General features: G+C 58.2%; 22 protein-coding genes and 1 tRNA gene. 12 read left to right on the top strand and 11 right to left on the bottom strand.

All coding sequences use genetic code 11. The features are described from left to right. The first annotated feature begins 13 nt into the window (after nt 1-13). Together ACZ5FP_RS20145 and ACZ5FP_RS20140 are read left to right on the top strand one after the other, a co-directional pair. Nucleotides 14-87 (top strand) — tRNA-Gln (locus tag ACZ5FP_RS20145). A gap of 117 nt (nt 88-204) precedes the next feature. Then, nucleotides 205-1635 (top strand): phosphomannomutase, encoded by a 1431-nt coding sequence (locus ACZ5FP_RS20140; RefSeq protein WP_464664034.1) that lies wholly within the window; start codon nt 205-207, stop codon nt 1633-1635. Nucleotides 1636-1645: 10 nt separating this feature from the next. Here the strand turns inward: ACZ5FP_RS20140 and rfbD are convergent, their stop codons facing one another. From rfbD to rfbA, 4 genes are read right to left on the bottom strand one after another with little or no spacing between them, the layout of a single operon-like run. Further along, complete coding sequence (gene rfbD, locus ACZ5FP_RS20135) at nt 1646-2539, bottom strand: dTDP-4-dehydrorhamnose reductase (protein ID WP_464663940.1); 894 nt, start codon at nt 2537-2539, stop codon at nt 1646-1648. Continuing rightward, nucleotides 2536-3612, bottom strand: coding sequence for a dTDP-glucose 4,6-dehydratase (gene rfbB / locus ACZ5FP_RS20130; RefSeq protein WP_464663938.1), 1077 nt, complete (start codon nt 3610-3612; stop codon nt 2536-2538). The genes rfbD and rfbB overlap by 4 nt, the downstream gene beginning before the upstream one ends. Nucleotides 3613-3627: 15 nt before the next feature. Then, nucleotides 3628-4182 carry a dTDP-4-dehydrorhamnose 3,5-epimerase gene (gene rfbC, locus ACZ5FP_RS20125; RefSeq protein WP_464663936.1) on the bottom strand — a complete coding sequence of 185 codons (555 nt, stop codon included), beginning with the start codon at nt 4180-4182 and terminating at the stop codon, nt 3628-3630. Beyond that, the gene (rfbA, locus tag ACZ5FP_RS20120) at nt 4179-5060 is read right to left on the bottom strand and encodes a glucose-1-phosphate thymidylyltransferase RfbA (RefSeq protein WP_464663934.1); all 882 of its coding nucleotides are present in this window, start codon (nt 5058-5060) and stop codon (nt 4179-4181) included. The genes rfbC and rfbA overlap by 4 nt, the downstream gene beginning before the upstream one ends. A gap of 261 nt (nt 5061-5321) precedes the next feature. Between rfbA and ACZ5FP_RS20115 the strand changes: the two genes are divergently transcribed. Together ACZ5FP_RS20115 and ACZ5FP_RS20110 are read left to right on the top strand one after the other, a co-directional pair. Beyond that, on the top strand, nt 5322-6239 hold the full coding sequence (locus tag ACZ5FP_RS20115; RefSeq protein ID WP_464663932.1) for a glycosyltransferase family 2 protein: 918 nt from the start codon (nt 5322-5324) through the stop codon (nt 6237-6239). Further along, nucleotides 6232-7059 carry a glycosyltransferase family 2 protein gene (locus ACZ5FP_RS20110; RefSeq protein ID WP_464663930.1) on the top strand — a complete coding sequence of 276 codons (828 nt, stop codon included), beginning with the start codon at nt 6232-6234 and terminating at the stop codon, nt 7057-7059. Before ACZ5FP_RS20115 ends, ACZ5FP_RS20110 begins: the two co-directional genes overlap by 8 nt. Nucleotides 7060-7065: 6 nt before the next feature. Here ACZ5FP_RS20110 and ACZ5FP_RS20105 read toward each other — a convergent pair whose 3' ends face one another. Beyond that, nucleotides 7066-8391: an MFS transporter gene (locus tag ACZ5FP_RS20105; protein WP_403182753.1), complete on the bottom strand. Its 1326-nt coding sequence runs from the start codon at nt 8389-8391 to the stop codon at nt 7066-7068. Between the two features lie 188 nt (nt 8392-8579). On the opposite strand from ACZ5FP_RS20105, the gene cyoA reads away from it, so the two are divergent. From cyoA to ACZ5FP_RS20070, 7 genes are all read left to right on the top strand, one after another. After that, nucleotides 8580-9731, top strand: coding sequence for a ubiquinol oxidase subunit II (cyoA, locus tag ACZ5FP_RS20100; RefSeq protein ID WP_464663928.1), 1152 nt, complete (start codon nt 8580-8582; stop codon nt 9729-9731). Between the two features lie 16 nt (nt 9732-9747). Continuing rightward, nucleotides 9748-11754, top strand: coding sequence for a cytochrome o ubiquinol oxidase subunit I (cyoB, locus tag ACZ5FP_RS20095; RefSeq protein WP_464663927.1), 2007 nt, complete (start codon nt 9748-9750; stop codon nt 11752-11754). Then, the gene (gene cyoC, locus ACZ5FP_RS20090; RefSeq protein WP_464663925.1) at nt 11751-12386 is read left to right on the top strand and encodes a cytochrome o ubiquinol oxidase subunit III; all 636 of its coding nucleotides are present in this window, start codon (nt 11751-11753) and stop codon (nt 12384-12386) included. Before cyoB ends, cyoC begins: the two co-directional genes overlap by 4 nt. Continuing rightward, nucleotides 12383-12757, top strand: coding sequence for a cytochrome o ubiquinol oxidase subunit IV (gene cyoD, locus ACZ5FP_RS20085; protein WP_464663924.1), 375 nt, complete (start codon nt 12383-12385; stop codon nt 12755-12757). The genes cyoC and cyoD overlap by 4 nt, the downstream gene beginning before the upstream one ends. Before the next feature lie 26 nt (nt 12758-12783). After that, nucleotides 12784-13548, top strand: a complete 765-nt coding sequence (locus ACZ5FP_RS20080; protein WP_464663922.1) for an SURF1 family protein — start codon at nt 12784-12786, stop codon at nt 13546-13548. A 64-nt stretch (nt 13549-13612) separates the two neighbouring features. Beyond that, complete coding sequence (locus tag ACZ5FP_RS20075) at nt 13613-14920, top strand: ATP-binding protein (RefSeq protein WP_464664033.1); 1308 nt, start codon at nt 13613-13615, stop codon at nt 14918-14920. Next, on the top strand, nt 14910-15443 hold the full coding sequence (locus ACZ5FP_RS20070; RefSeq protein ID WP_464663920.1) for a response regulator transcription factor: 534 nt from the start codon (nt 14910-14912) through the stop codon (nt 15441-15443). Before ACZ5FP_RS20075 ends, ACZ5FP_RS20070 begins: the two co-directional genes overlap by 11 nt. An 18-nt stretch (nt 15444-15461) precedes the next feature. Here the strand turns inward: ACZ5FP_RS20070 and olsC are convergent, their stop codons facing one another. From olsC to ACZ5FP_RS20045, 5 genes are all read right to left on the bottom strand, one after another. Further along, nucleotides 15462-16313, bottom strand: a complete 852-nt coding sequence (gene olsC / locus ACZ5FP_RS20065) for an ornithine lipid ester-linked acyl 2-hydroxylase OlsC (RefSeq protein ID WP_464663919.1) — start codon at nt 16311-16313, stop codon at nt 15462-15464. After that, entirely contained in the window at nt 16300-16476 is a 177-nt protein-coding gene (locus tag ACZ5FP_RS20060) for a hypothetical protein (protein WP_464663918.1), read from the bottom strand. The genes olsC and ACZ5FP_RS20060 overlap by 14 nt, the downstream gene beginning before the upstream one ends. 71 nt (nt 16477-16547) lie before the next feature. Further along, entirely contained in the window at nt 16548-17111 is a 564-nt protein-coding gene (locus ACZ5FP_RS20055; protein WP_464663917.1) for a methylated-DNA--[protein]-cysteine S-methyltransferase, read from the bottom strand. Nucleotides 17112-17215: 104 nt separating this feature from the next. Continuing rightward, complete coding sequence (locus tag ACZ5FP_RS20050) at nt 17216-18793, bottom strand: DHA2 family efflux MFS transporter permease subunit (protein WP_464663916.1); 1578 nt, start codon at nt 18791-18793, stop codon at nt 17216-17218. Between the two features lie 23 nt (nt 18794-18816). After that, nucleotides 18817-20010 carry an HlyD family secretion protein gene (locus tag ACZ5FP_RS20045; RefSeq protein ID WP_464663914.1) on the bottom strand — a complete coding sequence of 398 codons (1194 nt, stop codon included), beginning with the start codon at nt 20008-20010 and terminating at the stop codon, nt 18817-18819. A gap of 166 nt (nt 20011-20176) precedes the next feature. Between ACZ5FP_RS20045 and ACZ5FP_RS20040 the strand changes: the two genes are divergently transcribed. Then, a complete protein-coding gene (locus ACZ5FP_RS20040) occupies nt 20177-20905 on the top strand; it encodes a TetR/AcrR family transcriptional regulator (protein WP_464663912.1) in 729 nt (242 codons plus the stop codon). Nucleotide 20906: 1 nt separating this feature from the next. Here ACZ5FP_RS20040 and ACZ5FP_RS20035 read toward each other — a convergent pair whose 3' ends face one another. After that, nucleotides 20907-22058, bottom strand: coding sequence for an NAD(P)-binding domain-containing protein (locus tag ACZ5FP_RS20035; RefSeq protein WP_464663911.1), 1152 nt, complete (start codon nt 22056-22058; stop codon nt 20907-20909). Between the last annotated feature and the right edge of the window lie 14 nt (nt 22059-22072).

The raw sequence follows: 22072 nt of genomic DNA, 5'->3' as shown, positions 1-22072 counted from the left end.
CAAAAGCGGTTGTTGGGGAATAGGTTAACGGTAGACCCACGGACTCTGACTCCGTTAGTCCTGGTTCGAATCCAGGTTCCCCAGCCACTTTTTCCATCCGCACTCCCCCAGCTATATTCTGACATCGATCGTTGTTGACTTTCGATCATGCGCGGCTGACATCTTACGAGCGAATCCAGCGGCAACGGCTTGAGTGGTTGTGACATTACAATGAGCAGTCTGAAATTTGGCACAAGCGGCCTTCGCGGCCTTGTAACCGAACTACCCGATGAGGTCTGCAAAGCCTATACGCTCGCATTCCTGACACACATGCAGAAAGTCAAAGGCGTTGCGTCCGGCAGCCCTTTGCTCGTTGGTTACGATCTGCGTTCCAGCAGTCCGCGGATGGCGGCCGCATGCATGGCGGCCGCAGAAGCCTTTGGAATGCGGGTGGAAAACTGCGGTCCCTTGCCGACACCGGCACTGGCGTTTCGCGCGCTCAGCCTCAAGGCACCGGCCATCATGGTCACGGGCAGCCATATTCCCGCAGACCGGAATGGCCTGAAGTTCTACCGGCCCGACGGCGAGATCGACAAGGCCGATGAAGCCGGCATCCTGGCCGTCCTTGATCTGGAGGCGAAAAAGCCGGCGGGCTCCGTCGGACAGGCGGCAATCGTGCCGGATGCGCTGCAACATTATATCAGGCGAAGCATCTCCGTTTTGAGGCCGAATGCTTTGGCCGGCAAGAGAATCGGCGTTTATCAGCACAGCTCCGTTGCGGGTGATCTGATCGTCACCATCCTGCAGAACCTCGCCGCTGATGCCGTGGCGCTTGGGCATTCCGCCGTATTCGTGCCCGTTGACACCGAAGCTCTCCGTCCCGAAGATATCGCATTTGCCACCGATGCCTGCAACAAATACAAGCTCGACGCGCTGGTTTCGACCGATGGCGACGCCGACCGGCCGCTTGTTGCCGATGAAAATGGTGTTTTTCTGCGCGGCGACAGTGTCGGCCTTCTGACGGCACATTTTCTTGATGCGGATGCGGTCGTAACGCCCGTCACCTCCAATACGGCCATTGAGCTGAGCGGTCTCTTCACGAAAGTCTACCGGACACGTGTCGGATCGCCCTACGTGATCGAAGGCATGGAGCAGGCCCGCAGGGATGGGTTCCGGCGAATCGTGGGTTTTGAAGCCAATGGCGGGGTGCTATTGGGTTCAACTCTCGCCATGAATGGCGGAACATTGGAGGCCTTGCCAACCCGCGACGCCATGCTTCCGATCCTGAGTGTCCTCGGCATGGCAGCCGGCAGAGGCGTTCCGGTGTCAGCGCTGCTTCGGGATCTGCCCTCCCGCTTTACGCGCAGCGGCCGGCTCGAGCACATTGCATCGACGGCCAGTGGCCCCTTCCTGCAAGGTCTGCTTGACAGTGTCCGCCGCGACGCCTTCTTCGCGCCGGTCGGCACGATCAGGGAAAGCGATGCCATTGACGGCGTGCGTGTCGTCCTTTCGACGGGCGACGTCATTCACTATCGGGCCTCGGGCAATGCGCCTGAGCTGCGCTGTTATGCCGAAGCATCCGATGACGGCCGCGCCGAAGATTTGCTTCATTGGGGTTTGACGCGTGCCCGTGCAATGCTGGGGACGCATTCATAGCCTGGGGCTTTTACAGCGCGCTCGGCTGCAACAGCCGTTTGACCGTCGATATGGTCGACTGTTCCCAGGACGGCGCCTGCCAGCCGAACACAGCATGGAATTTTTCGGTGTTGAGACGCGAGTTCAGCGGGCGGCGGGCTTTCGTCGGATATTCCGACGTCAGGATGTCCTTCACCTCGGCGAACGGGCCCTGCTCATCCCGGCTGGCCTGAAAGATCGCCCGGGCGAAGGTGCTCCAGTTGGTACTGCCCGTTCCGGCAAGATGATAGACACCGAATGCATCGAATTGCGGGTCCGTACGAAGGCGGTTCGCGGCGTGCAGGATGCCGTCGGCAATATCGATGGCCGATGTCGGGTTTCCCCATTGATCGGATACCACCGACAGGCTGTCCCGGTTTGCGGCCAGATGCAGCATGGTTTTGATAAAATTCTTTCCGAACGGGCTATACACCCACGCCGTGCGCAGGATGAGGTGTTTGCCGTTGGCCTGTGCGACCAAAGCCTCGCCAGCGAGCTTCGTCTGGCCGTAAACGCCGTGCGGTCCTGTCGGGTCATCTTCCGCATAGGGGGTATCCCCTTCGCCAGCGAACACATAATCGGTTGAAAGATGAACAACCGGGGCACCAGCCCGCGCCGCGGCCGCGGCAACAGTTCCGGCACCGGTCGCATTGATGGCATGAGCCAATTCAGGCTCATCCTCCGCCTGATCAACGGCCGTATAGGCCGCAGCAGATACAACGAGATCTGGTTTTGCTGTAGCGATCGCATCGAAGACGGTATCTGGCTGCGCCAGATCAAAATCCGGGCGTCCGAGGGTCAGGAGCGTTATTTCGGGGTGCAGGCTGGCGCGCTCGACCAGACTGCGGACAACCTGCCCTTCCCGGCCCGTTACGACAATTTTCATGCCGTCCCCTTCTTCAGGGAGACAGAGCCAAGCCGTTCACCCGCATAGCTTCCGCTGCGGATCGGCTCCCACCACCACGTGTTGTCGAGATACCATTGTATGGTCCGTTCCAAACCGGTATCGAAGGTTTCGGCCGGTTTCCAGCCGAGTTCACGTTCGATCTTTGACGCGTCGATGGCATAGCGGCGGTCATGTCCGGGACGGTCGGTCACGAATGTGATGAGATCCCGGTAACGCGCGCCGCCCTTGCGCGGACGCTTGTTGTCGAGAATATCGCAAATGGTTTCGACAACGCTGAGATTGGTGCGTTCCGCGCGACCGCCGATATTGTAGCTTTCGCCCGGCTTGCCCTTCGTCACCACCAGTTCCAATGCCCGCGCATGATCCTCAACGAACAGCCAGTCGCGAACATTTGCGCCTGCACCATAGACGGGCAATGGCTTCTCATCGAGCGCATTGAGAATAACAAGCGGAATGAGCTTTTCCGGAAAATGGAAGGGACCATAATTGTTCGAGCAGTTCGACAGAACCACCGGCAGACCATATGTCTCGTGCCACGCGCGGACCAGATGGTCCGAGGCTGCCTTTGACGCCGAGTACGGAGATGACGGTGCATAAGGCGTTTCTTCGGTGAAAATGCCGCTGTCGAACGGCAAATCCCCGAACACTTCGTCCGTGGAAATGTGGTGAAAGCGGAATTCGGACTTGGCGGGTTCGGGCAGATCTCGCCAATAGGCCAGCGCCGCATTCAGCATGCGGAATGTACCCACGATATTGGTCTCGATGAACGCTGCAGGGCCATCAATGGAGCGGTCCACATGGCTCTCGGCCGCCAAATGCATGACCGCCTCGATCTTTTCGGTGCGAAGCACGTCAAGAATGGCGGCGTCATCGCAGATATCAGCCTCGACGAAGCTGTAGTTGGGATAATTCTCGATCTGGCGAAGCGATGCGAGATTGCCCGCATAGGTCAGTTTGTCGACGTTGACGACCTGATTGCGGGGATTGGAGGCGAGATGGCGGCAGACCGCCGACCCGATAAAACCCGCACCACCCGTGACTAGAATTCTCATGAAATAGCCTCTCCCTCAGGGAAAAATATCGGAACCGTCAAGCAGCGGCGCTTTCCGGTCCTTGTCGGAAAGCTGAAGCGTGGAAGCCTGCAGCGGCCAGTCAATGCCAATCGAAGGATCGTCGAAGCGGATACCACGGTCGTGTTGCGGCGAGTAATAATCCGTCACCTTGTAGATCACCTCGGTGTTCTCTTCCAAAGTGACGAAACCGTGGGCAAAACCCTTCGGGACCAGAATCTGGTTCCATTTGGCCGCCGAGACTTCAAGCGAAACCCATTTTCCGAACGTCGGGGAGCTTTTGCGAATATCGACGACCACATCGAGAATGGAGCCCTTGACCACGCGCACCAGCTTGTCCTGTGCGCGCGGCGGGAGCTGATAGTGCAGGCCGCGCAACACGCCCTTTGCAGCGGAGAACGAATGATTGTCCTGCACGAACTGCAACGTGATTCCGGCCGCGTCGAAACGCTCCGCATTGTATGTTTCGGAGAAAAAGCCCCGGTCGTCGCCGAACTTCGGCGGCAAAATCTCAAGAACGCCCTCGAGGGCGAGAGGCCTGACTTCCATCATTCTGTTCCAATCTCCGCAGCACGCCGCCGCAGATATGCGGCATATTCGGTCTTGCCCATTTTGGCTGCTCTTTCAAGTACCTGATCGGCATTCAACCAGCCCCATTCCAGGCCGATTTCCTCCGGGCATGCAATCTTGATGCCCTGCCGGTGTTCGATTGTCCGGACAAACGACGACGCCTCATGCAAGCTGTCATGGGTACCGGTATCGAGCCATGCATAGCCGCGGCCCAGTTGCTGAACCTGCAGTTCCCCGCGTTCAAGGTAAATATTGTTGACACTGGTGATTTCCAGCTCCCCGCGCGACGAGGGTTTAATCGACCGCGCAATGTCCACAACATCGTTGCTGTAAAAATACAAGCCCGTCACGGCCCAATGCGACTTGGGACGTTCGGGTTTTTCTTCAATGGACAATGCCTTGCCGGTAACCTTGTCAAAATCCACCACGCCATAGCGTTGCGGATCCTCGACGTGGTAAGCGAATACCATGCCGCCCTTGGTTATCGATGAGGCAACCTGGCATAGCTTGGAAAGGCCGTCGCCGAAATAGATGTTGTCGCCCAGAATCATCGCAACACTGTCCTGGCCGATGAAGTCGCGCCCGATGATGAAGGCTTCGGCCAGACCATTTGGCTGTGGCTGTTCGGCATAGGAGAAATTGACCCCGAAATCAGCCCCATCTCCAAGCAGCTTCTGGAAAAGCGGCAAATCATGCGGCGTCGAGATGATCAGAATGTCGCGTATTCCGGCGAGCATCAGAACGCTCAGCGGGTAATAGATCATGGGCTTATCATAGATGGGAAGGATTTGCTTCGACACAGCGATCGTTAGTGGATAAAGACGTGTACCGCTGCCCCCGGCTAATATAATACCCTTCATGCGATCGCTTCCTTATGTCAATGCTACAAACTGAGCCGATATATAACGCCCTAAGTGGCCACACTTGGTTTCATGCAAAGATGGCAAAATGCGGTTCACCGGTCATTGAAAAACCATTTGGCGACAACAGAAAGACAAGTCAACCGGAAGTAAATGAGAAGTCGGCGTGACCCGGATGTTTCCCGACACACAACCTATTGTTTTCACACCATGATCCTGGTTTAGAACCAAATATGCGGTCCAGGTAACACGGAACCTTAAATGCGAATTGAACAACAGCCAGAAGTCAGCGCGATCATCGTGACCTACAATCCGGATCTTGCGGGTCTTGCAGCGCTTCTGAACGCAATCAGTCCGCAAGTCGCCCGTGTCATCGTCGTTGACAATGGTTCGAAAACGAATCTGGAACAATGGTTTGCAAGCCAGAGCAATCAAGCGGAATTTGTACCGCTTGACGCCAATTACGGTATTGCCAAAGCGCAGAACGTTGGGATCGACCGGGCACGCGCATCGGGTTCAACCTTCGTTCTCCTGCTCGACCAGGACAGCATACCGGCACCAGACATGGTCGCCACGTTGCTGTCGGCGGCAAAAGCCCAGATTGCCAAGGGGGTGAAGCTCGGATGTGTCGGTCCGCGTTATGAGGACTCGCGGCAAAAAAATCCGCCTCCATTCATCAAAACGGAAGGATTGCGGCTTCGGCGGCAGACCTGTGACACGGCCGATGCCGTCGTCGATGTCGATTATCTCATAGCATCGGGTTGCCTCATTCCGACAGCGACCCTTGATGACGTCGGCGGCATGAAAGAGGAACTGTTCATCGACTATGTCGACATCGAATGGGGCCTGCGGGCGCAACACATGGGATACCAGTCCTTTGGGGTTTGCGCCGCTGAAATGCAGCATGATCTGGGTGACAACCCGATAAAGTTTCGTGGACGGTTCATTCCGGTGCACAGCCCGCTGCGGCACTACTACCATTTCCGCAATGCCATCTGGCTTTACCGGCAGCCGTGGCTGCGCGCCAACTGGAAGATCGTCGATGCGGTGCGTCTCGTCCGGAAATTTGTGTTCTACAGTATCTTTACAGTGCCAAGGCTGCAGCACGCCTGGATGATGACGCTGGGCATTTTTCACGGGCTTTTCGGCCGTATGGGAAAGAAACCGAGCAATGGTTGAACGGAGCCTTGCCACCATGTCCCCGGACTTCGACCTCACCATAGGCGTGGTCATTTTCAAACCCGAACAGGCCGTGCTCGCGGCCACGCTGACGAGCCTTCGGAAAGCCGTGGAGACGATTGCCCCGCTTCGCGCCAAACTCTATGTGATCGACAATTCGCCCGAGCCTGCAGACCACGGCTGGATGAGAAATCTGCTGCCTGACCTGCCGCTTGAGATCATCGCAGGGCATGGCAATGTCGGCTTTGGTGCGGCCAACAACATGGTTCTGGACAAGGCGGGGAAATTTCATCTCGTCTTGAATCCCGACGTGGAAATGGAGCCGGATGCCCTGAAGCAGGCATTGACCTTCATGGCCGGTGCGCCGGAAACGGGGCTGATCACGCCCAAGGCGTTCAATCCGGACGGGAGCACGCAATATCTCTGCAAGCGCTATCCAGCAGTCTTCGACCTGCTTCTTCGCGGTTTTGCGCCTGCCGGCATCAAGGCAATGTTCCGGCGGCGTCTTGAACGGTACGAAATGCGCGACGAAATCGCCAATACCCCGTTCTGGGACCCGCCTATTGTCAGCGGATGCTTCATGTTTTTTCGCGGCGATGTTTACAGGCAGCTGGGCGGTTTTGATCCACGCTACCTCCTGTATTTCGAGGATTTCGATATTTCCCTGCGCGTTCGCAAGATTGCACGCATAGCATATGTGCCAGCGGTCAGGATCGTGCATGAAGGCGGCCGGGCCGCAAGCAAGGGCCTTTGGCACATCCGGCAGTTCCTCCGCTCGGCTTTGATATTCTACAGGACCTATCCGCTGAAGCTTTTCTAGGCGGCTCTACTTGTCGCGGCCGTCAATCTGCCGGTTTATTGCCAGGGCGATCAGTGTGCATGCAGCACCCGACAGCAGATAGGCCCCGCTCGCGATGAGACCAAAGCGGCTCGACAGGATCAAGGCGACAAGCGGCGCGAAACCCGCACCGAACAGCCATGCGAGGTCCGTTGTCAGGGCCGATCCCGTATAGCGGTATCGCCTGGAAAAATTCGATGCGACTGAGCCGGAGGACTGGCCGAACGACAGGCCGAGAAGCAGGAAGCCGAAGACCATGAAGATGATTTCACCGATATCGCCGCCGTCAAGCAACTGAGGGGCGAACCCGCTGAACACGGCAATGGCGATGGCCGTGGCGATGAGCAAACGGCTCCGGCCAACGCGATCAGCAATATTTCCGGATGCAAAGATCGCCAACACGCCGACGGCCGCACCAATCGTCTCGATCATGAGGAAGCGTGCCGGTCCCTGGTCCGTGAAGAGAAAGACCCATGACAGCGGAAACACCGTCACCATATGGAAGAGTGCGAAACTGGCCAAAGGCGCAAAGGCACCGATGACCACGTGGCGGCCCTCTGTCTGCAATGTGTCGCTGACCGTCGTCGGCTGCAGTTCCCGGCGCTTGAAGAGCTCGGCATATTGTTCCGTCACGACCATGCGCAAGCGCGCGAACAGCGCCACCACATTGATGGCAAAGGCGACGAAGAAGGGATAGCGCCAGCCCCACTCCAGGAAATCCTGCGCGGAAAGGTGCGAGACAAAGAATGCAAACAGGCTGGCCGCAACCATCAGTCCGAGCGGGGCACCGAGCTGCGGGATCATGGCGTACCAGCCGCGGCGGCGTTCCGGCGCATTCAGTGCAAGGAGGGAGGCAAGACCGTCCCATTCACCACCCAGCGCCAGGCCTTGGCCGAGCCGGAAAAGCGCAAGTAGCAGCGCCGATATCCAGCCCACCTGCTCGTAACCCGGCAGAAAGGCAATCGCCACCGTCGAGCTTCCCAAGAGGAACAGGGTAATGGTGAGCTTGACGCCGCGGCCATAGGTGCGGTCGATGGCCATGAAGATCACGGTTCCAAGCGGACGCGCGATGAATGCGAGCGCAAAAATTGCAAAGGAATAGAGCGTGCCCGTCAGCGGATCGACATAGGGAAAGACAAGCTTCGGAAAGACCAGGACGGAGGCGATGGCGTAGACGAAAAAGTCGAAGAACTCCGACGTACGCCCGATGATGACACCGATGGCGATCTCACCGACATTGACATCCTCGTGGCCATGCAGGCCCTTCACGTCACGTCCGTGCGTCGATGAGGGCACCCCTATTTCCGCGCTCATGTCTCGTTGCGCTCCTCAATCCTGATTTGGCAGCTGCTGACGTCAAGCCGCGTTCACGGCTTATGCTAGCATCTCCTTTATCATTGTGACACATTAGGGAAGGATTGGGCAAATTGTCCAATGTCACTTTGAATGGGGTGCCGTTACGGATGGCGCAAATTAGCGCCGTTATCATGACAGGAACGACCTTGAAACGTTTTCTTGCCGTCGCCATACTTCCATTTCTCACCATGCTGACCGCATGCAATGCCGTCGTCATGAGCCCGTCTGGCGACGTAGCTGCACAGCAGCGGGATCTCATCGTCATCTCGACCATCCTGATGCTGATCATCATCGTACCCGTCATGCTGTTGACGGTGTTTTTCGCGTGGCGTTATCGCCAATCCAATACGGAGGCACGCTACGAACCCGATTGGGATCACTCGACGCAACTGGAACTGATCATCTGGGCCGCGCCGCTCCTCATCATCATCTGCCTTGGCGCGCTGACATGGATGGGTACGCATCTGCTTGATCCCTACCGTCCGCTGGATCGCATTGCGCCCGGCAGGCTGGTCGACAAGCAGGTCAAGCCCCTGCAGGTGGAAGTCGTGGCGCTCGACTGGAAGTGGCTGTTCATCTATCCGGAATATGGTGTGGCGACGGTCAACGAACTGGCCGCCCCGGTGGACAGGCCAATCGATTTCCGTCTGACATCGTCGGCGGTCATGAACTCGTTCTATATTCCGGCGCTTGCAGGCCAGATCTACACCATGCCGGGTATGCAGACGAAACTCAGCGCCGTGATCAACCACCCCGGCACCTTCGAAGGCTTCTCGGCGAACTACAGCGGCGCGGGTTTCTCGGGCATGAAATTTGCCTTCCTCGGCCTGTCCGATGCCAATTTTGACAAATGGATGGCCGACGTGAAAGCGCAGGGCACCAAGCTCGATCGCAATGCCTATCTCGACCTTGAACGGCCCAGCGAAAACGAGCCGGCGCGCCGTTACGGCAGTGTCGAGAGACAGCTCTTCACCGCCGTGCTCAACCGCTGCGTGGAGCTTGGCAAAATGTGCATGGACGAGATGAGCTCGATCGATGCCAAGGGCGGGCTCGGGCTTGCCGGCATCAACAATGTCCACCCGCTCGAATATGACAAATACAGGCGACGCGGCGCCATTTTTGCTCCGCCGACAACCTATGTCGCACGGATATGCACGACGGAAGAGGAAGAGAGAATGCGGGCGGCCGCACAATCTCCACTGCTGTCACCACGCGACTCCTCACCAATACTCGGTGCCGGACTGCCACGCCCAACTGCCCCACTGTTCGGCGCACAGCGCCGTCCATCGAATTCCTGAACGGATTGAGTCCGACATGTTTGATAATCCCGATCTTCTCAAGGCGGTCTTCGGCCGGTTGACCCTGGAATCCTTCCCGTATCATGAGCCGATCCTGGTCGGCACATTCGCCATGGTGGCCCTTGGCGGTTTGGCGTTGGTGGGGCTTCTCACCTATTACCGCCTCTGGAGCTACCTCTGGCGCGAATGGTTCACCAGCATCGACCACAAGCGCATCGGCATCATGTACATGATCCTCGGCATCGTCATGCTGCTGCGCGGCTTTGCCGACGCCATCATGATGCGCCTGCAACAGGCCATGGCCTTCGGCGGCTCCGACGGCTATCTCCCGGCCCACCACTATGACCAGGTGTTCACCGCCCACGGCGTGATCATGATTTTCTTCGTGGCCATGCCGCTTGTCACCGGTCTGATGAACTTTGTCGTTCCGCTGCAGATCGGCGCGCGCGACGTATCCTTCCCGTTCCTCAACAATTTCAGTTTCTGGATGACCACGGCCGGGGCGATCCTCGTCATGATGTCGCTGTTTGTCGGGGAATTCGCCAAGACCGGCTGGCTCGCCTATCCGCCGCTTTCCAACATCGGATACAGTCCCGATGTCGGGGTGGACTATTACATATGGGCGCTGCAGATCGCGGGTATCGGCACGCTCCTGTCCGGCGTCAATCTGGTGGCGACCATCGTCAAGATGCGCGCGCCCGGCATGACCATGATGAAGCTGCCGGTCTTTACCTGGACGGCGCTCTGCACCAACGTGCTGATCGTGGCGGCCTTCCCGGTATTGACTGCCGTTCTCGCCCTGCTCAGCCTTGACCGTTATGTCGGCACGAACTTCTTCACCAATGATTTCGGCGGCAATCCGATGATGTATGTCAACCTCATCTGGATCTGGGGGCATCCGGAGGTTTACATTCTTATTCTGCCGGCTTTCGGCATCTTCTCCGAGGTCACTTCCACGTTCTCCGGCAAGCGCCTGTTCGGCTACACGTCGATGGTCTATGCCACGGTCGTCATCACCATCCTCGCCTATCTCGTCTGGCTGCACCACTTCTTCACCATGGGCTCCGGCGCCAGCGTGAATTCCTTCTTCGGCATCACGACGATGATCATCTCGATCCCCACCGGGGCCAAGATATTCAACTGGCTGTTCACGATGTATCGCGGGCGCATCCGCTTCGAACTGCCGATGATGTGGACAATCGCCTTCATGCTGACCTTCGTCATCGGCGGCATGACCGGCGTACTGCTCGCCGTACCTCCGGCAGACTTTGTCCTGCACAACAGCCTGTTCCTTGTGGCGCACTTCCACAATGTCATCATCGGCGGCGTGCTGTTCGGCCTGTTTGCCGGCATCAGCTACTGGTTCCCGAAGGCATTCGGCTTCAAGCTCGATCCGTTCTGGGGCAAGATGTCGTTCTGGTTCTGGGTCATCGGTTTCTACTTCGCCTTCATGCCACTTTATGTACTCGGCCTGATGGGTGTGACCCGGCGCCTGCGCGTGTTCAACGATCCGTCGCTGCAGATCTGGTTCGTGATTGCGGCTTTCGGCGCCGTCCTGATCGCCATCGGCATCCTCTCCTTCCTCATCCAGATCTATGTCAGCATCCGCAACCGTGAGAAGCTGGCCGACCTGACAGGCGATCCCTGGGATGGACGCACGCTGGAATGGTCGACCTCGTCGCCGCCACCGGCCTATAATTTCGCCTTCACGCCGGTGGTGCATGACCTCGATGCATGGCACGACATGAAACGGCGCGGCTACACCCGTCCGCTCGAAGGCTTCAAGGCCATCCATATGCCCAGCAACACCGGCACAGGCATCATCCTGGCGGTCCTGAGCATCATCTTCGGCTTTGCCATGATCTGGTACATCTGGTGGCTCGCGGCAGCCAGCTTCATTGCCCTGCTTGCCGTCACCATCGGACATACCTTCAATTACAAGCGCGACTTCCACATACCGGCGGAGGATGTTGTCCGCACGGAAGGTGAGCGAACCGCTCTTCTCGCAGGAGTTGCACGATGAGTTCACCAGCTTCCGCAGTGCACGGGGACGGCGTGGCTCCGACATTCTATCTCGTTGACGAACATGATCATGCCGAAGGCGGCAGCACCATGTTCGGCTTCTGGATTTACCTGATGAGCGACTGCCTCATCTTCGCCGTGCTGTTTGCGACCTATGGCGTGCTTGGCAGCAATTATGCGGCCGGGCCGTCACCGAAGGACCTCTTCGATCTGCCGCTCGTGGCGCTCAACACGTCGATGCTGCTTTTCTCGTCCATCACCTATGGCTTTGCCATGCTCACCATGGACAAGGGACGCATTGCTGCGACGCAGGGATGGCTGGCCGTGACGGGTCTGTTCGGCCTGGCGTTCCTTGGCATCGAGCTCTACGAATTCGCGCACATGATCCATGAGGGCGCAACGCCGCAACGGAGCGCGTTCCTGTCATCGTTCTTTACGCTCGTCGGGACACACGGCCTGCACGTCACCGTTGGCCTGGTCTGGCTGGTCACGCTCATGATCCAGGTCAAGCGCTATGGCCTTATCCAGGCGAACAAGCGCCGGCTGATGTGCCTCAGCCTGTTCTGGCACTTCCTCGACGTCATCTGGATCGGCGTCTTCACCTTTGTCTATCTGATGGGAATGTTGCGATGACACCAGCACACACGGATGATCACGGCCACGCGGAAGACGATGGGCATGCCCATGGTTCCCTGCGATCCTATCTGATCGGTTTTGGCCTTTCGGTCATCCTGACGGCCATTCCTTTCTGGCTGGTCATGACCGGCGCACTGGACTCCAAACAGGCAACCGCATTCGCGATCATGGCATTGGCCGTGATCCAGATCGTGGTTCACATGGTGTTTTTCCTGCACATGAATGTTCGGTCGGAAAATGGCTGGAACATGATGGCGCTGATCTTCACACTCGTCCTTGTCGTCATCACCCTGACCGGCTCCCTATGGGTCATGTATCACCTCAATACCAACATGATGCCCGGGCATGACATGAGCCAGATACCGTGATGGCCGAATAACTCCGGGACGATGCAATGGATGATGATGGCCACTCTCCAAGCTCCCGGCCCAGAGCTCTGTGGCAACTCGGCCTCCTCGGTCTGATCGGCCTTTCGGGCGTGCTTTTGCTGACAGGACTTGGCGTCTGGCAGCTGGAGCGACGCGTCTGGAAGCTCGACCTCATCCAGCGCGTCGAACAGCGTATTCACGCACCGGCGGTTTCCGCACCCGGTCCGTCCCAATGGCCTGGGATCGATGACACGGAAACCTACCGTCATGTCCAGGTCCGCGGGCATTTCCGGACCGGCCATGACACGCTTGTAAAGGCCGTTACCGAACGCGGCAGCGGTTCCTGGGTCATTTCACCGTTCCAGACCGATGATGGTTTCACCGTCCTGATCAATCGTGGCTTTGTACCGGACGATGTTGCACAGGATTCATGGCAGGTGAGCGATGTGACGGCACAGGCCGTGACCGGTCTTCTTCGCATGAGCGAGCCTGGCGGCGGCTTTCTGCGACGCAACGACCCCGCTGCCGACCGCTGGTACTCGCGCGATATCGCTGCCATTGCGACCGCACGCGGACTCGGAGAGATAGCCCCCTATTTCATCGACAAGGATGCCGGGGCCAATCCGGATGATCTGCCGATCGGCGGCTTGACGGTTATCCGTTTTGCCAACAATCATCTGGTTTATGCCATAACATGGTTTGCACTTGCGCTCATGCTGGCCGCGGCTTTGATTTATGTTGGACGATATGAATGGCAAGTCCGCAAAACCATGCGATTGAATCAGGCCTGATATGTTGAACCCAGAGGCGAACCGAGTGGATTCAAACCAGATCCGCCAAACTGAAGACGGCCTGATGGCCGGGCTTCGGCCAGCAGCGCCGCCAGCTGACTACACCGCCAACTGGAAGAACATGAACCTGCTGGTCCAGCTGCGCTGGATCGCGGTCATCGGGCAGGTCGTGACCATCGCCGTTGTGCATGAATGGCTCAATCTTGAATTGCCATTGCTACCGATGTTCCTGGTTCTGGCGGGTTTGATCGGGCTGAATCTTGCCAGTATCGTCTGGCTCCGCAACGATCAGATCACCACGCAGGCTTCCCTGTTCATTGTCCTTGTCTTCGACGTGGCAGCGCTCACGGCGCAGCTCTATTTGAGCGGCGGCGCGACCAATCCGTTTATCTTTCTGTATCTGCTGCAGGTCACACTCAGCGCCGTCTTGCTTGACGCACGCTTGACCTCGGCAATCGTCGCTATTGCCGGCATCAGTTTTGCCGGCCTGACGCTGTTCTACGAGCCAATCATTCTGCCCGGTCAGGGCCCAGACGAACTTTTCCGCCTTCACATCATCGGCATGCTCATCTGCTTCGTGCTCGACGCCGCCCTGCTCGTCGTCTTCGTTGCCCGCATCAACCGCAACCTGCGTGAGCGCGACGCCAATCTTGCCGCGCTGAAACAGCATGCGGCGGAAGAAGACCATATCGTCCGCATGGGCCTGCTTGCCTCCGGCGCGGCACACGAGCTGGGCACGCCTCTTTCTTCCCTGTCGGTCATCCTCGGAGATTGGCGCCGGGTTCCGGCTCTTGCCGCCGATCCCGATCTCGTTCAGGAAATCGATGAAATGCAGGCCGAAGTGCAGCGTTGCAAGGCCATCGTCACGGGCATTCTGCTGGCGGCAGGCGAGGCGCGCGGCGAAGCGCCCACGGTGACCACCGTCAATGCCTTCCTGGATGAACTGGTCGCCGAATGGCGGGCGGCGCGGTCCGCAACGACGCTTTCCTACGGAAATGCCTTCGGGCTCAATCTCACCATCGTTTCCGACTCGGCGCTCAAGCAGGTCATCTTCAACGTTCTCGACAATGCCTTCGACGCATCGCCGGGATGGGTCGGATTTCTGGCGGAACGCGAGGGTGATATGCTGGTGCTGCGCGTCAACGATGCCGGGCCCGGCTTCCAGCCGGATATACTGGCAAAGTTCGGCAAGCCCTACCAGTCAAGCAAGGGCCGTCTCGGCGGCGGCCTAGGACTGTTTCTGGTCGTCAACGCCGTGCGCAAGCTCGGTGGTGCTGTGCATGCCCGCAACCTGCCGCAGGGCGGCGCGTCCGTGACGCTGGAACTGCCGCTTGCCTCGCTGGCCATCGGAGTGCGCGAACATGACAAATGATCGGCTGCTGGTTATCGTCGAGGACGATACGGCGTTTGCCCGGACGCTGAAACGTTCGTTCGAACGGCGCGAATACAATGTGGTGCTGGCAAGCGGACTGGAAGAACTGCGGGACATCCTGCAAACCCAGTCACCCCACTACGCCATCGTCGATCTGAAACTTTCCGGCGCGTCAGGTCTTACCTGCGTCGAGGCGCTGCATGCCCATGATTCGGAAATGCTGATCGTTGTGCTGACAGGATTCGCCAGCATCGCCACCGCCGTGGAAGCGATCAAGCTCGGCGCCTGTCACTACCTCGCCAAGCCATCCAATTCCGACGACATCGAAGCAGCTTTCAGCAAGGCAGCAGGCAATACGGAGATCGATCTGACCGCGCGCCCGACATCGATCAAGACGCTGGAATGGGAACGTATCCACCAGATGCTGGTGGAAACAGACTTCAACATTTCGGAAGCAGCCCGGCGCCTTGGCATGCACCGCCGCACCCTTGCCCGCAAACTGGAGAAACGCCGGGTGAACTGACCCGGCGCTGCCCTTCACCTATCGGCCGGGCTGGTTGCGCAGCTTTTCCGCTTCCGCATAAAAGCGCTTTTCCCATTCCTTGTGATTGTCGAGCCCTTCCCGGATGAACGGGGTGAACACCGCCAGGTTCATCAACATCCAGTTGACGATATTGGCTGGAAACCGTGTGGGTTTGACGAAATCAACAAAGAGCACGACGCGTGTCTTGTCCGTGTGATTCCACGCCTCATGTTCGTAGGCATCGTCAAAAATCAGCGCCTTGCCTTCATGCCAATGGCAAATCTGGTCTTTAACGCGAATGGCCAGCCTATCTGACTGTTCGGGAACGATCATACCGACATGGAGACGCAGCACGCCATTATAGGGGCCGCGATGCGGCGGCAAATGCTTGCCGGGCTCGAAAATCGAGAACATGGCCGTCTTCAGATTGGGAATCTTCTGCACGGCCGCCCATGTCTTCGGACAGGCCTGAATGTTCTGTTCCGATTTCACCCCGAAACCGATCAGGAAGAAAGTCTTCCAGTTCTTGTCCGTAGAGATGGTTTTGACGTCCGTGGAAATCTCCTGGAACGCCGGCAATTCACTCTGCCGGAGAAGGACACGATCAAGTTCGGTGCGGATTTCCGGCCAGGCCTTCTCGATCTCGCTTGACCAGGGAAAGGTTGCATTGTCGTAGACGGGAGGATTGCCGAATTTGGCATATTTGAGATTGAGCCCTTCGGCCCAGGAGACAATGCTCATGAAAAAACGCGTGACCCGGCTGGGGCGATCCATCGGTGCGATACCGGCCGTCGCGAAGGATTGATCCGCATTTCCAGTTTGCAGTTGTCCTGAATCTGTTTCTTTCAATGTTCTGTCAGTCACGATCATCCCAATCATTCATTGGTCTTACCGAAAGTCCGCCCGCCATTGCCACCAGGGCACGCGGCCGGACATTCGCACCGGCCAGATTATACGATCCAGGCGGAGTTTCTAGGTGCTGCAGCAATAATTGAGAAGCCAACTCACCTTTTTCAAAGGCTTTTTTGGCCATTCCACAGGCACAATGGCGCGGATCACGCGATCGTGAATCCGCGCAATGGGGCCCTCTCCGGTAGCGTTGGGCTAAAAGCCCAGTGTTTGCTGAGCAGGTTCAGGCGCGCCGACATGCACGCCTTCAAGTTCCAGCATGCGGATTTTGGAGGTTGAGCCGCCCGGCGCCGAGAAACCGCCAACCTTGCCGCCCGCCGCCAGCACCCGGTGGCAGGGGATGATCAGGGCGACCGGATTCTTCGCCATCGCCTGCCCTACGTCCCGTGCGGCTTCCGGCCCGGCACCGAGCTCCTTGGCCAATCCGCCATAGGTAACCGTATGGCCCCAACCAACCCGCCGGACAGCATCATATATGCGTTTGAAGAACTCGTCCTGCCCGTCAAGATCCAGTTTGATATCGGAAAAGTCCGTTTCTTCACCCTTGAAATAGCGCTTTACCGCCGCAACCGCGTCGGCAATTGCCGGAGTGGGCGTTGCGGGTTCGGCGACTGGCAGGCGCCTGAGCAAGAGCCGCTCCGTTCCCTCTTCACTCCTTGTCGGAAGTTGGAACCGCGTCACACCACGCGTATTCCAGGCGATTCCGCAAAACCCGCCTTCGGTTTCAAAGATATGATAGCTGTGCACTGTCTGACCCATGACATGGCCTCCGTCTTTCACATGTCATGAACATCATGCCGGCAGCCCCGGAATTCAACCCGTTTCTTGCACTGGAAGAATGTTGTTGCCAGCCCATGACACATTCAATGGGCTGGAGCGCCGCTCGCCTGGCCTTTCTTGGTCAGAAGCACGAAGAAAGCGGCAATGATCAGCATTGCACCCAGCACAACGAACGTGTCGCTGTAGCCCATGATCAGCGATTGCCTTTTGACCGTCTGGCCAAGCGCAATTATCGCCTGTTCACGTGCCGCAACCGGGTCTGTCACGCCATGCGCCATGAAATAGGCCGTCATCTGATCAAGCCTGCCCCGAACCGTTTCACTGAACAGATTGACCGAATTGCCGATGGTGTTGGAATGGAACTGTTCCCGTTTGGTGACGATCGTGGCCAGCATCGCCGTGCCGAATGCACCGCCGAGGTTCCGCAGCATGTTGAAGACGCCGGACGCTGCAGCGGACTCATGGCGGGCAACACCAACCATCGCGATAGCCGTCAGCGGTGCCATCACCACAGCCTGCCCGACGGCGCGAACGATGTTGGGCAGCCAGAGCTGATCGCCGGAATAGTTGGCCGACATGTGAATATTCATGAAGCAGCTGCCGCCGAACACGCACAGGCCGAGAAACACGATGATGCGCGTATCAAACCGGCCCATCAGCATCGGAACGAACGGAATGATCAAAAGCTGCGGCAAGCCGGTCCAGGCCATGACCGAGCCGATCTGTTCGGAATTGTAGCCCTGCACCTGACCAAGATATTGCGGCAACAGATACACCGAGCCGTAGAGGCCGAAACCGACAAGCATGTTGGCAACGGTGCCGAGGCCAAAATTGCGCCGTTTCAACAGACGCAGATTAACGGCCGGGTTTTTCACGGTCAGTTCGATCCAGACAAACAGCGCCAGAAACACCACAGCGACAATCATCAGGCGAACGATGAAGGGCGAACCCAGCCAATCGTTCTTGTTGCCTTCTTCAAGCACCGTCTGAAGTGCACCAAGACCGATGGCCATGGCCAGAATGCCGAACCAGTCGCCTTCCCTCAGCAGGCCGAGGTTCATCGGCTGGCGCTCAAGATTGAGATAGAGCGCGGTGACCATGAAGGCGCCGGGAACGAGATTGATAAAGAATATGTACTGCCAGCCGTAATTCTCGGTGAGGTAACCGCCGATGGTCGGACCGATCGCTGGCGCAAAGGTTGCGGTGATGGCAAAGAGGGCCATGCCAACGGAATGCTGTGACCGCGGCAGCTTGGTCAGGATCAGCGTGAACGCCATCGGAATGAGCACGCCGCCGGTAAACCCCTGAATGGCCCGCAGAATGATCATCTCTTCGAGATTGCGCGCAAAGGCGCAGGCCACCGAGAACGCCAGGAACAGCAGGGCATTGACCAGCAGGAAACGCCGGAAGGAAAACACCCGGCTGAGATAGTCGGTCAACGGGATGACAATGATTTCGCCGATGAGATAGGCCGTCGAAATCCACGCGCCATTGTCGACGCCAGTGCCGATACCGCCCTCGATATTGAGGAGCGAGGCATTGGTGATCTGGATATTCAGCACAGCCATGAAGGCGCCGATCAGGCCGGCAAAGACGGTAATCCACGTCTTGAGGCTTGCGGGGCGTTCCTGATCGGCAACGGGTGTGGCAGCAACGGACATTTTCTTCGTCCTATCCGGATTTGCTAGTTGGCGGCCTTGAAGCAGGCAGTCTCGCCGCACTTGGCCGCGCCGTCGGAATCCTTGAGATTGATGGTCGGGGTCACCGACATGCCGGGACGCAACAGGCCGGTGAGCTTGCTGTCATTGTTCAGGACAACCTTGACCGGAATGCGCTGCACGATCTTGGTAAAATTGCCGGTTGCATTGTCCGGCGGCAGCAGAGCAAATTCCTGGCCGCTGGCCGGTGCAATGCTGTCAACACGCCCCGTCAGGGCGACACCCGGGAAGGTGTCGACGGCGATATCGACAGGCTGGCCTTTTTTCACGTCCGTGAGCTGGGTCTCCTTGAAGTTGGCGATGACGTAGACATCGTCAAGCGGAACGACCGCCATCAGCTGGGTGCCGGACTGGACATACTGTCCGACACGCAGGGTGCGGTTGCCAACCACGCCATCCACCGGCGAGACGATCGTCGTGTAACCCAGATTGAGCTCGGCCTGATCTTGAACGGCCTTGTCGCGTGCAAGGGCCGCGTTCATCTTGGCCAGTTGGGCTTGCAACACGCCAACCTGTTTCTGCGCCGAAACAACAGCGCCTTCGTCACGCTGAAGCGTCGCCTTGGCAATATCCAGTTTGGAAACAGCCTGCTGGGCGTTCTGCACGCTTCCCGCGCCTTGCGTTGCAAGGGCACCGTAACGCTCATTGTCCTGCTGGGCGAATTTCAAGCTGGCCTGATCGACCGATACGGTCGACTGCGCCTGGGCAATCGCTGCCTGCTGCTGGTCGAGACTCGCCACGATGTTCTCTATGTCAGCCTGTGCCGCGGCGACATCAGCCTTCGCCTGCTCAAGCGCAACCACGTAATCGCGGTCATCTATTTTTGCGAGGGGCTGATTGGCACGGACGGGTTGATTGTCCGTCACAAGCACTTCGCGCACATAGCCGGAAACCTTTGGGGCAACGATGGTGGAATCGGCCTTCACATAGGCATCGTCGGTTGATTCCTGGAACCGTCCGACGGTCCAGTAGTGCCAGCCGAACTTCGCTCCCAGTCCCACAACGATCACAGCCGCGCCAATCAGCAGCAACTTTCGAACATTGCGCGGCTGCGGCTTGTGCGGCGGCTCCATCTTGCCTTCCTGCGGTGCCGACATGGCTTCGTCGGCACTCAGTGTCTTTTCAACCTTGAGATCGAGGGGTTGCGTGTTTTTGGTCATGGCGAATGCCCTTAGTTGAGGAACTAGATCGGCACGGTTCATTGGGAGAACTCGGGTCGGGGATAAATAAGGAACCCAGCAGTTCCCTAATTATGTCTGGACAATTCCGTTTGCAAGACAGAAAATGCGCAAGCAACTATTTTTGAAGACCGAAAGCGGAAGACTGGTGACAAAACCAACGGATACAATCGAGATCGAGCGGGACAATCAGGACGAAAACACACCAGAGATCAAACGTCCGCGCGGACGGCCGCAAAACCGGTCTGACGCGGAGACGAAACACCTGATCCTGCAGACCGCCACCCATGTGCTGCTGGAAAACGGCTACACCGCGACCCGGATGGAGACGGTTGCCCGGGAGGCGGGTGTTGCGAAACGGACCATTTACCGCTTCTGGACAACGAAATCCGAACTGCTTGCGGCCATCGTGGCAGAACGCGGCGAGCAGATTGCCAGCAGGGTCGACGCTTTCCTGCAGACGATTCATCCGGAATCACTGGACCATTTGGGACTGAAACACGCGCTCGAACATATCCTGAGCGAATTTGCGCACCTTGTCCTATCCGACCAGACCGTCGCATTCTATCGTCTGGTGACGGCCGAAGCCCTGAACTTTCCGGAAGTGGCCAAAGCCTTCTACAGAGAAGGTCCGTCGCGAAGCTCGGCCATGGTCGCCCGGTTTTTGGAACAGCAGGAACAGCGCGGACTGATCAAGCTCGATAATTCCAGGATTGCCGCAACGATGCTGCTCGGCATGGTCACCGCAGAACCCTTCCGTATCGCAACACTGGGGTTGGCCAGCGTTCCCGAAGACCGCGAGATCGAAGAACGCGTGGCCATGGCAGCGGCATTGTTCCTCGAGGGATGCAGCATCAGGCCAGCCAATTCCAGATAGTTTACTCTTTCTGCAGCCCGAGATAATCCGTGAGTTCGCGCGCGGCCGCGCCCCCGGCACGATTGGCACCTATGGTGGACGCCGAAGGACCGTACCCGACCAGATGAATGCGCGGATCCTTGGCAACCTGTGTCGCCAGCCTGCCCGACATGATGATGCCGCCATTCTCCTCGCGGATTTGGAGCGGGGCAAGATGATCGAGCGAACTGCGGAACCCGGTGCACCACAAAATGACGTCGGCTCGCTCTTCCCGGCCATCGGACCAGCGTATGCCATTCCGGGTGATCACGGCAAACATGGGCAGCCGTTTGAGCACACCGCGCGCCTGCGCTGCGCGCAGCGCCGGTGTCAACGGAATCCCGGTGACTGAAACCACCGACCCCGGCACCAGCCCGCGTCGCACCCGGTCTTCCACAATCGCCACCGCCGCCCGCCCATCTTCCGGCGTAAACGGTGTATCGCGAAACTGCGGTTCCTGCCGCGTCACCCAGGTCGTCGACGTGACCCGGGAAATTTCGTCCAGCAATTGCAGCGCGGAAATGCCACCACCGACAACAACGACATGCTTTCCGGCAAACTCATCCGCTGTCTTGTAGTCATGGGTGTGCAGCTGCCGGCCCTCAAAATTTTCTGCGCCCGGATAGGCAGGAATATAGGGCGTCTCCCACGTTCCCGTCGCATTGATGATGCCGCGCGCGGAAAAACCACCCTCTTCGGTCTCGATACGAAAGCGCCCGTTGCGCTCGCACACGACCTTGACCGTCTGCGGCCGGTAGACCGGCAATTCGAACTTCCGTTCATAGGCGGCGTAGTATTGCGGCACCGCTACCGATGCCTTGACTTCGTCACCAGCATCAACTGCCTCGACAAACCGCAGCCCCGGCAGATCGTGAACGCGATTGACCGTCGTCAAAGTCAGGGATGGCCACCGGTACTGCCAAGCGCCACCGGCACCGGGCGACTTGTCCAAAACCAGGTAATTCTTCCAGGATTTCAGCCCAAGCTGTTGCAGGTGATAGGCGGAGGAAAGACCGGCCTGCCCGGCACCGATCACGACAATATCCGCCTTCAACAGCGCGCGCGCATCGTGTTGTCCCGAGGGAGCATCCGCGCCGTTTACAGGTATGGGAGGGGCCGCTTGATCTGAAGGCATAGCCGATCATAAAT

The sequence above is a fragment of the Phyllobacterium sp. T2-21 genome (assembly GCF_055378485.1).
Note: the sequence above shows the minus strand (reverse complement) of the source record. Positions and strands in the feature narration are given on the sequence as shown.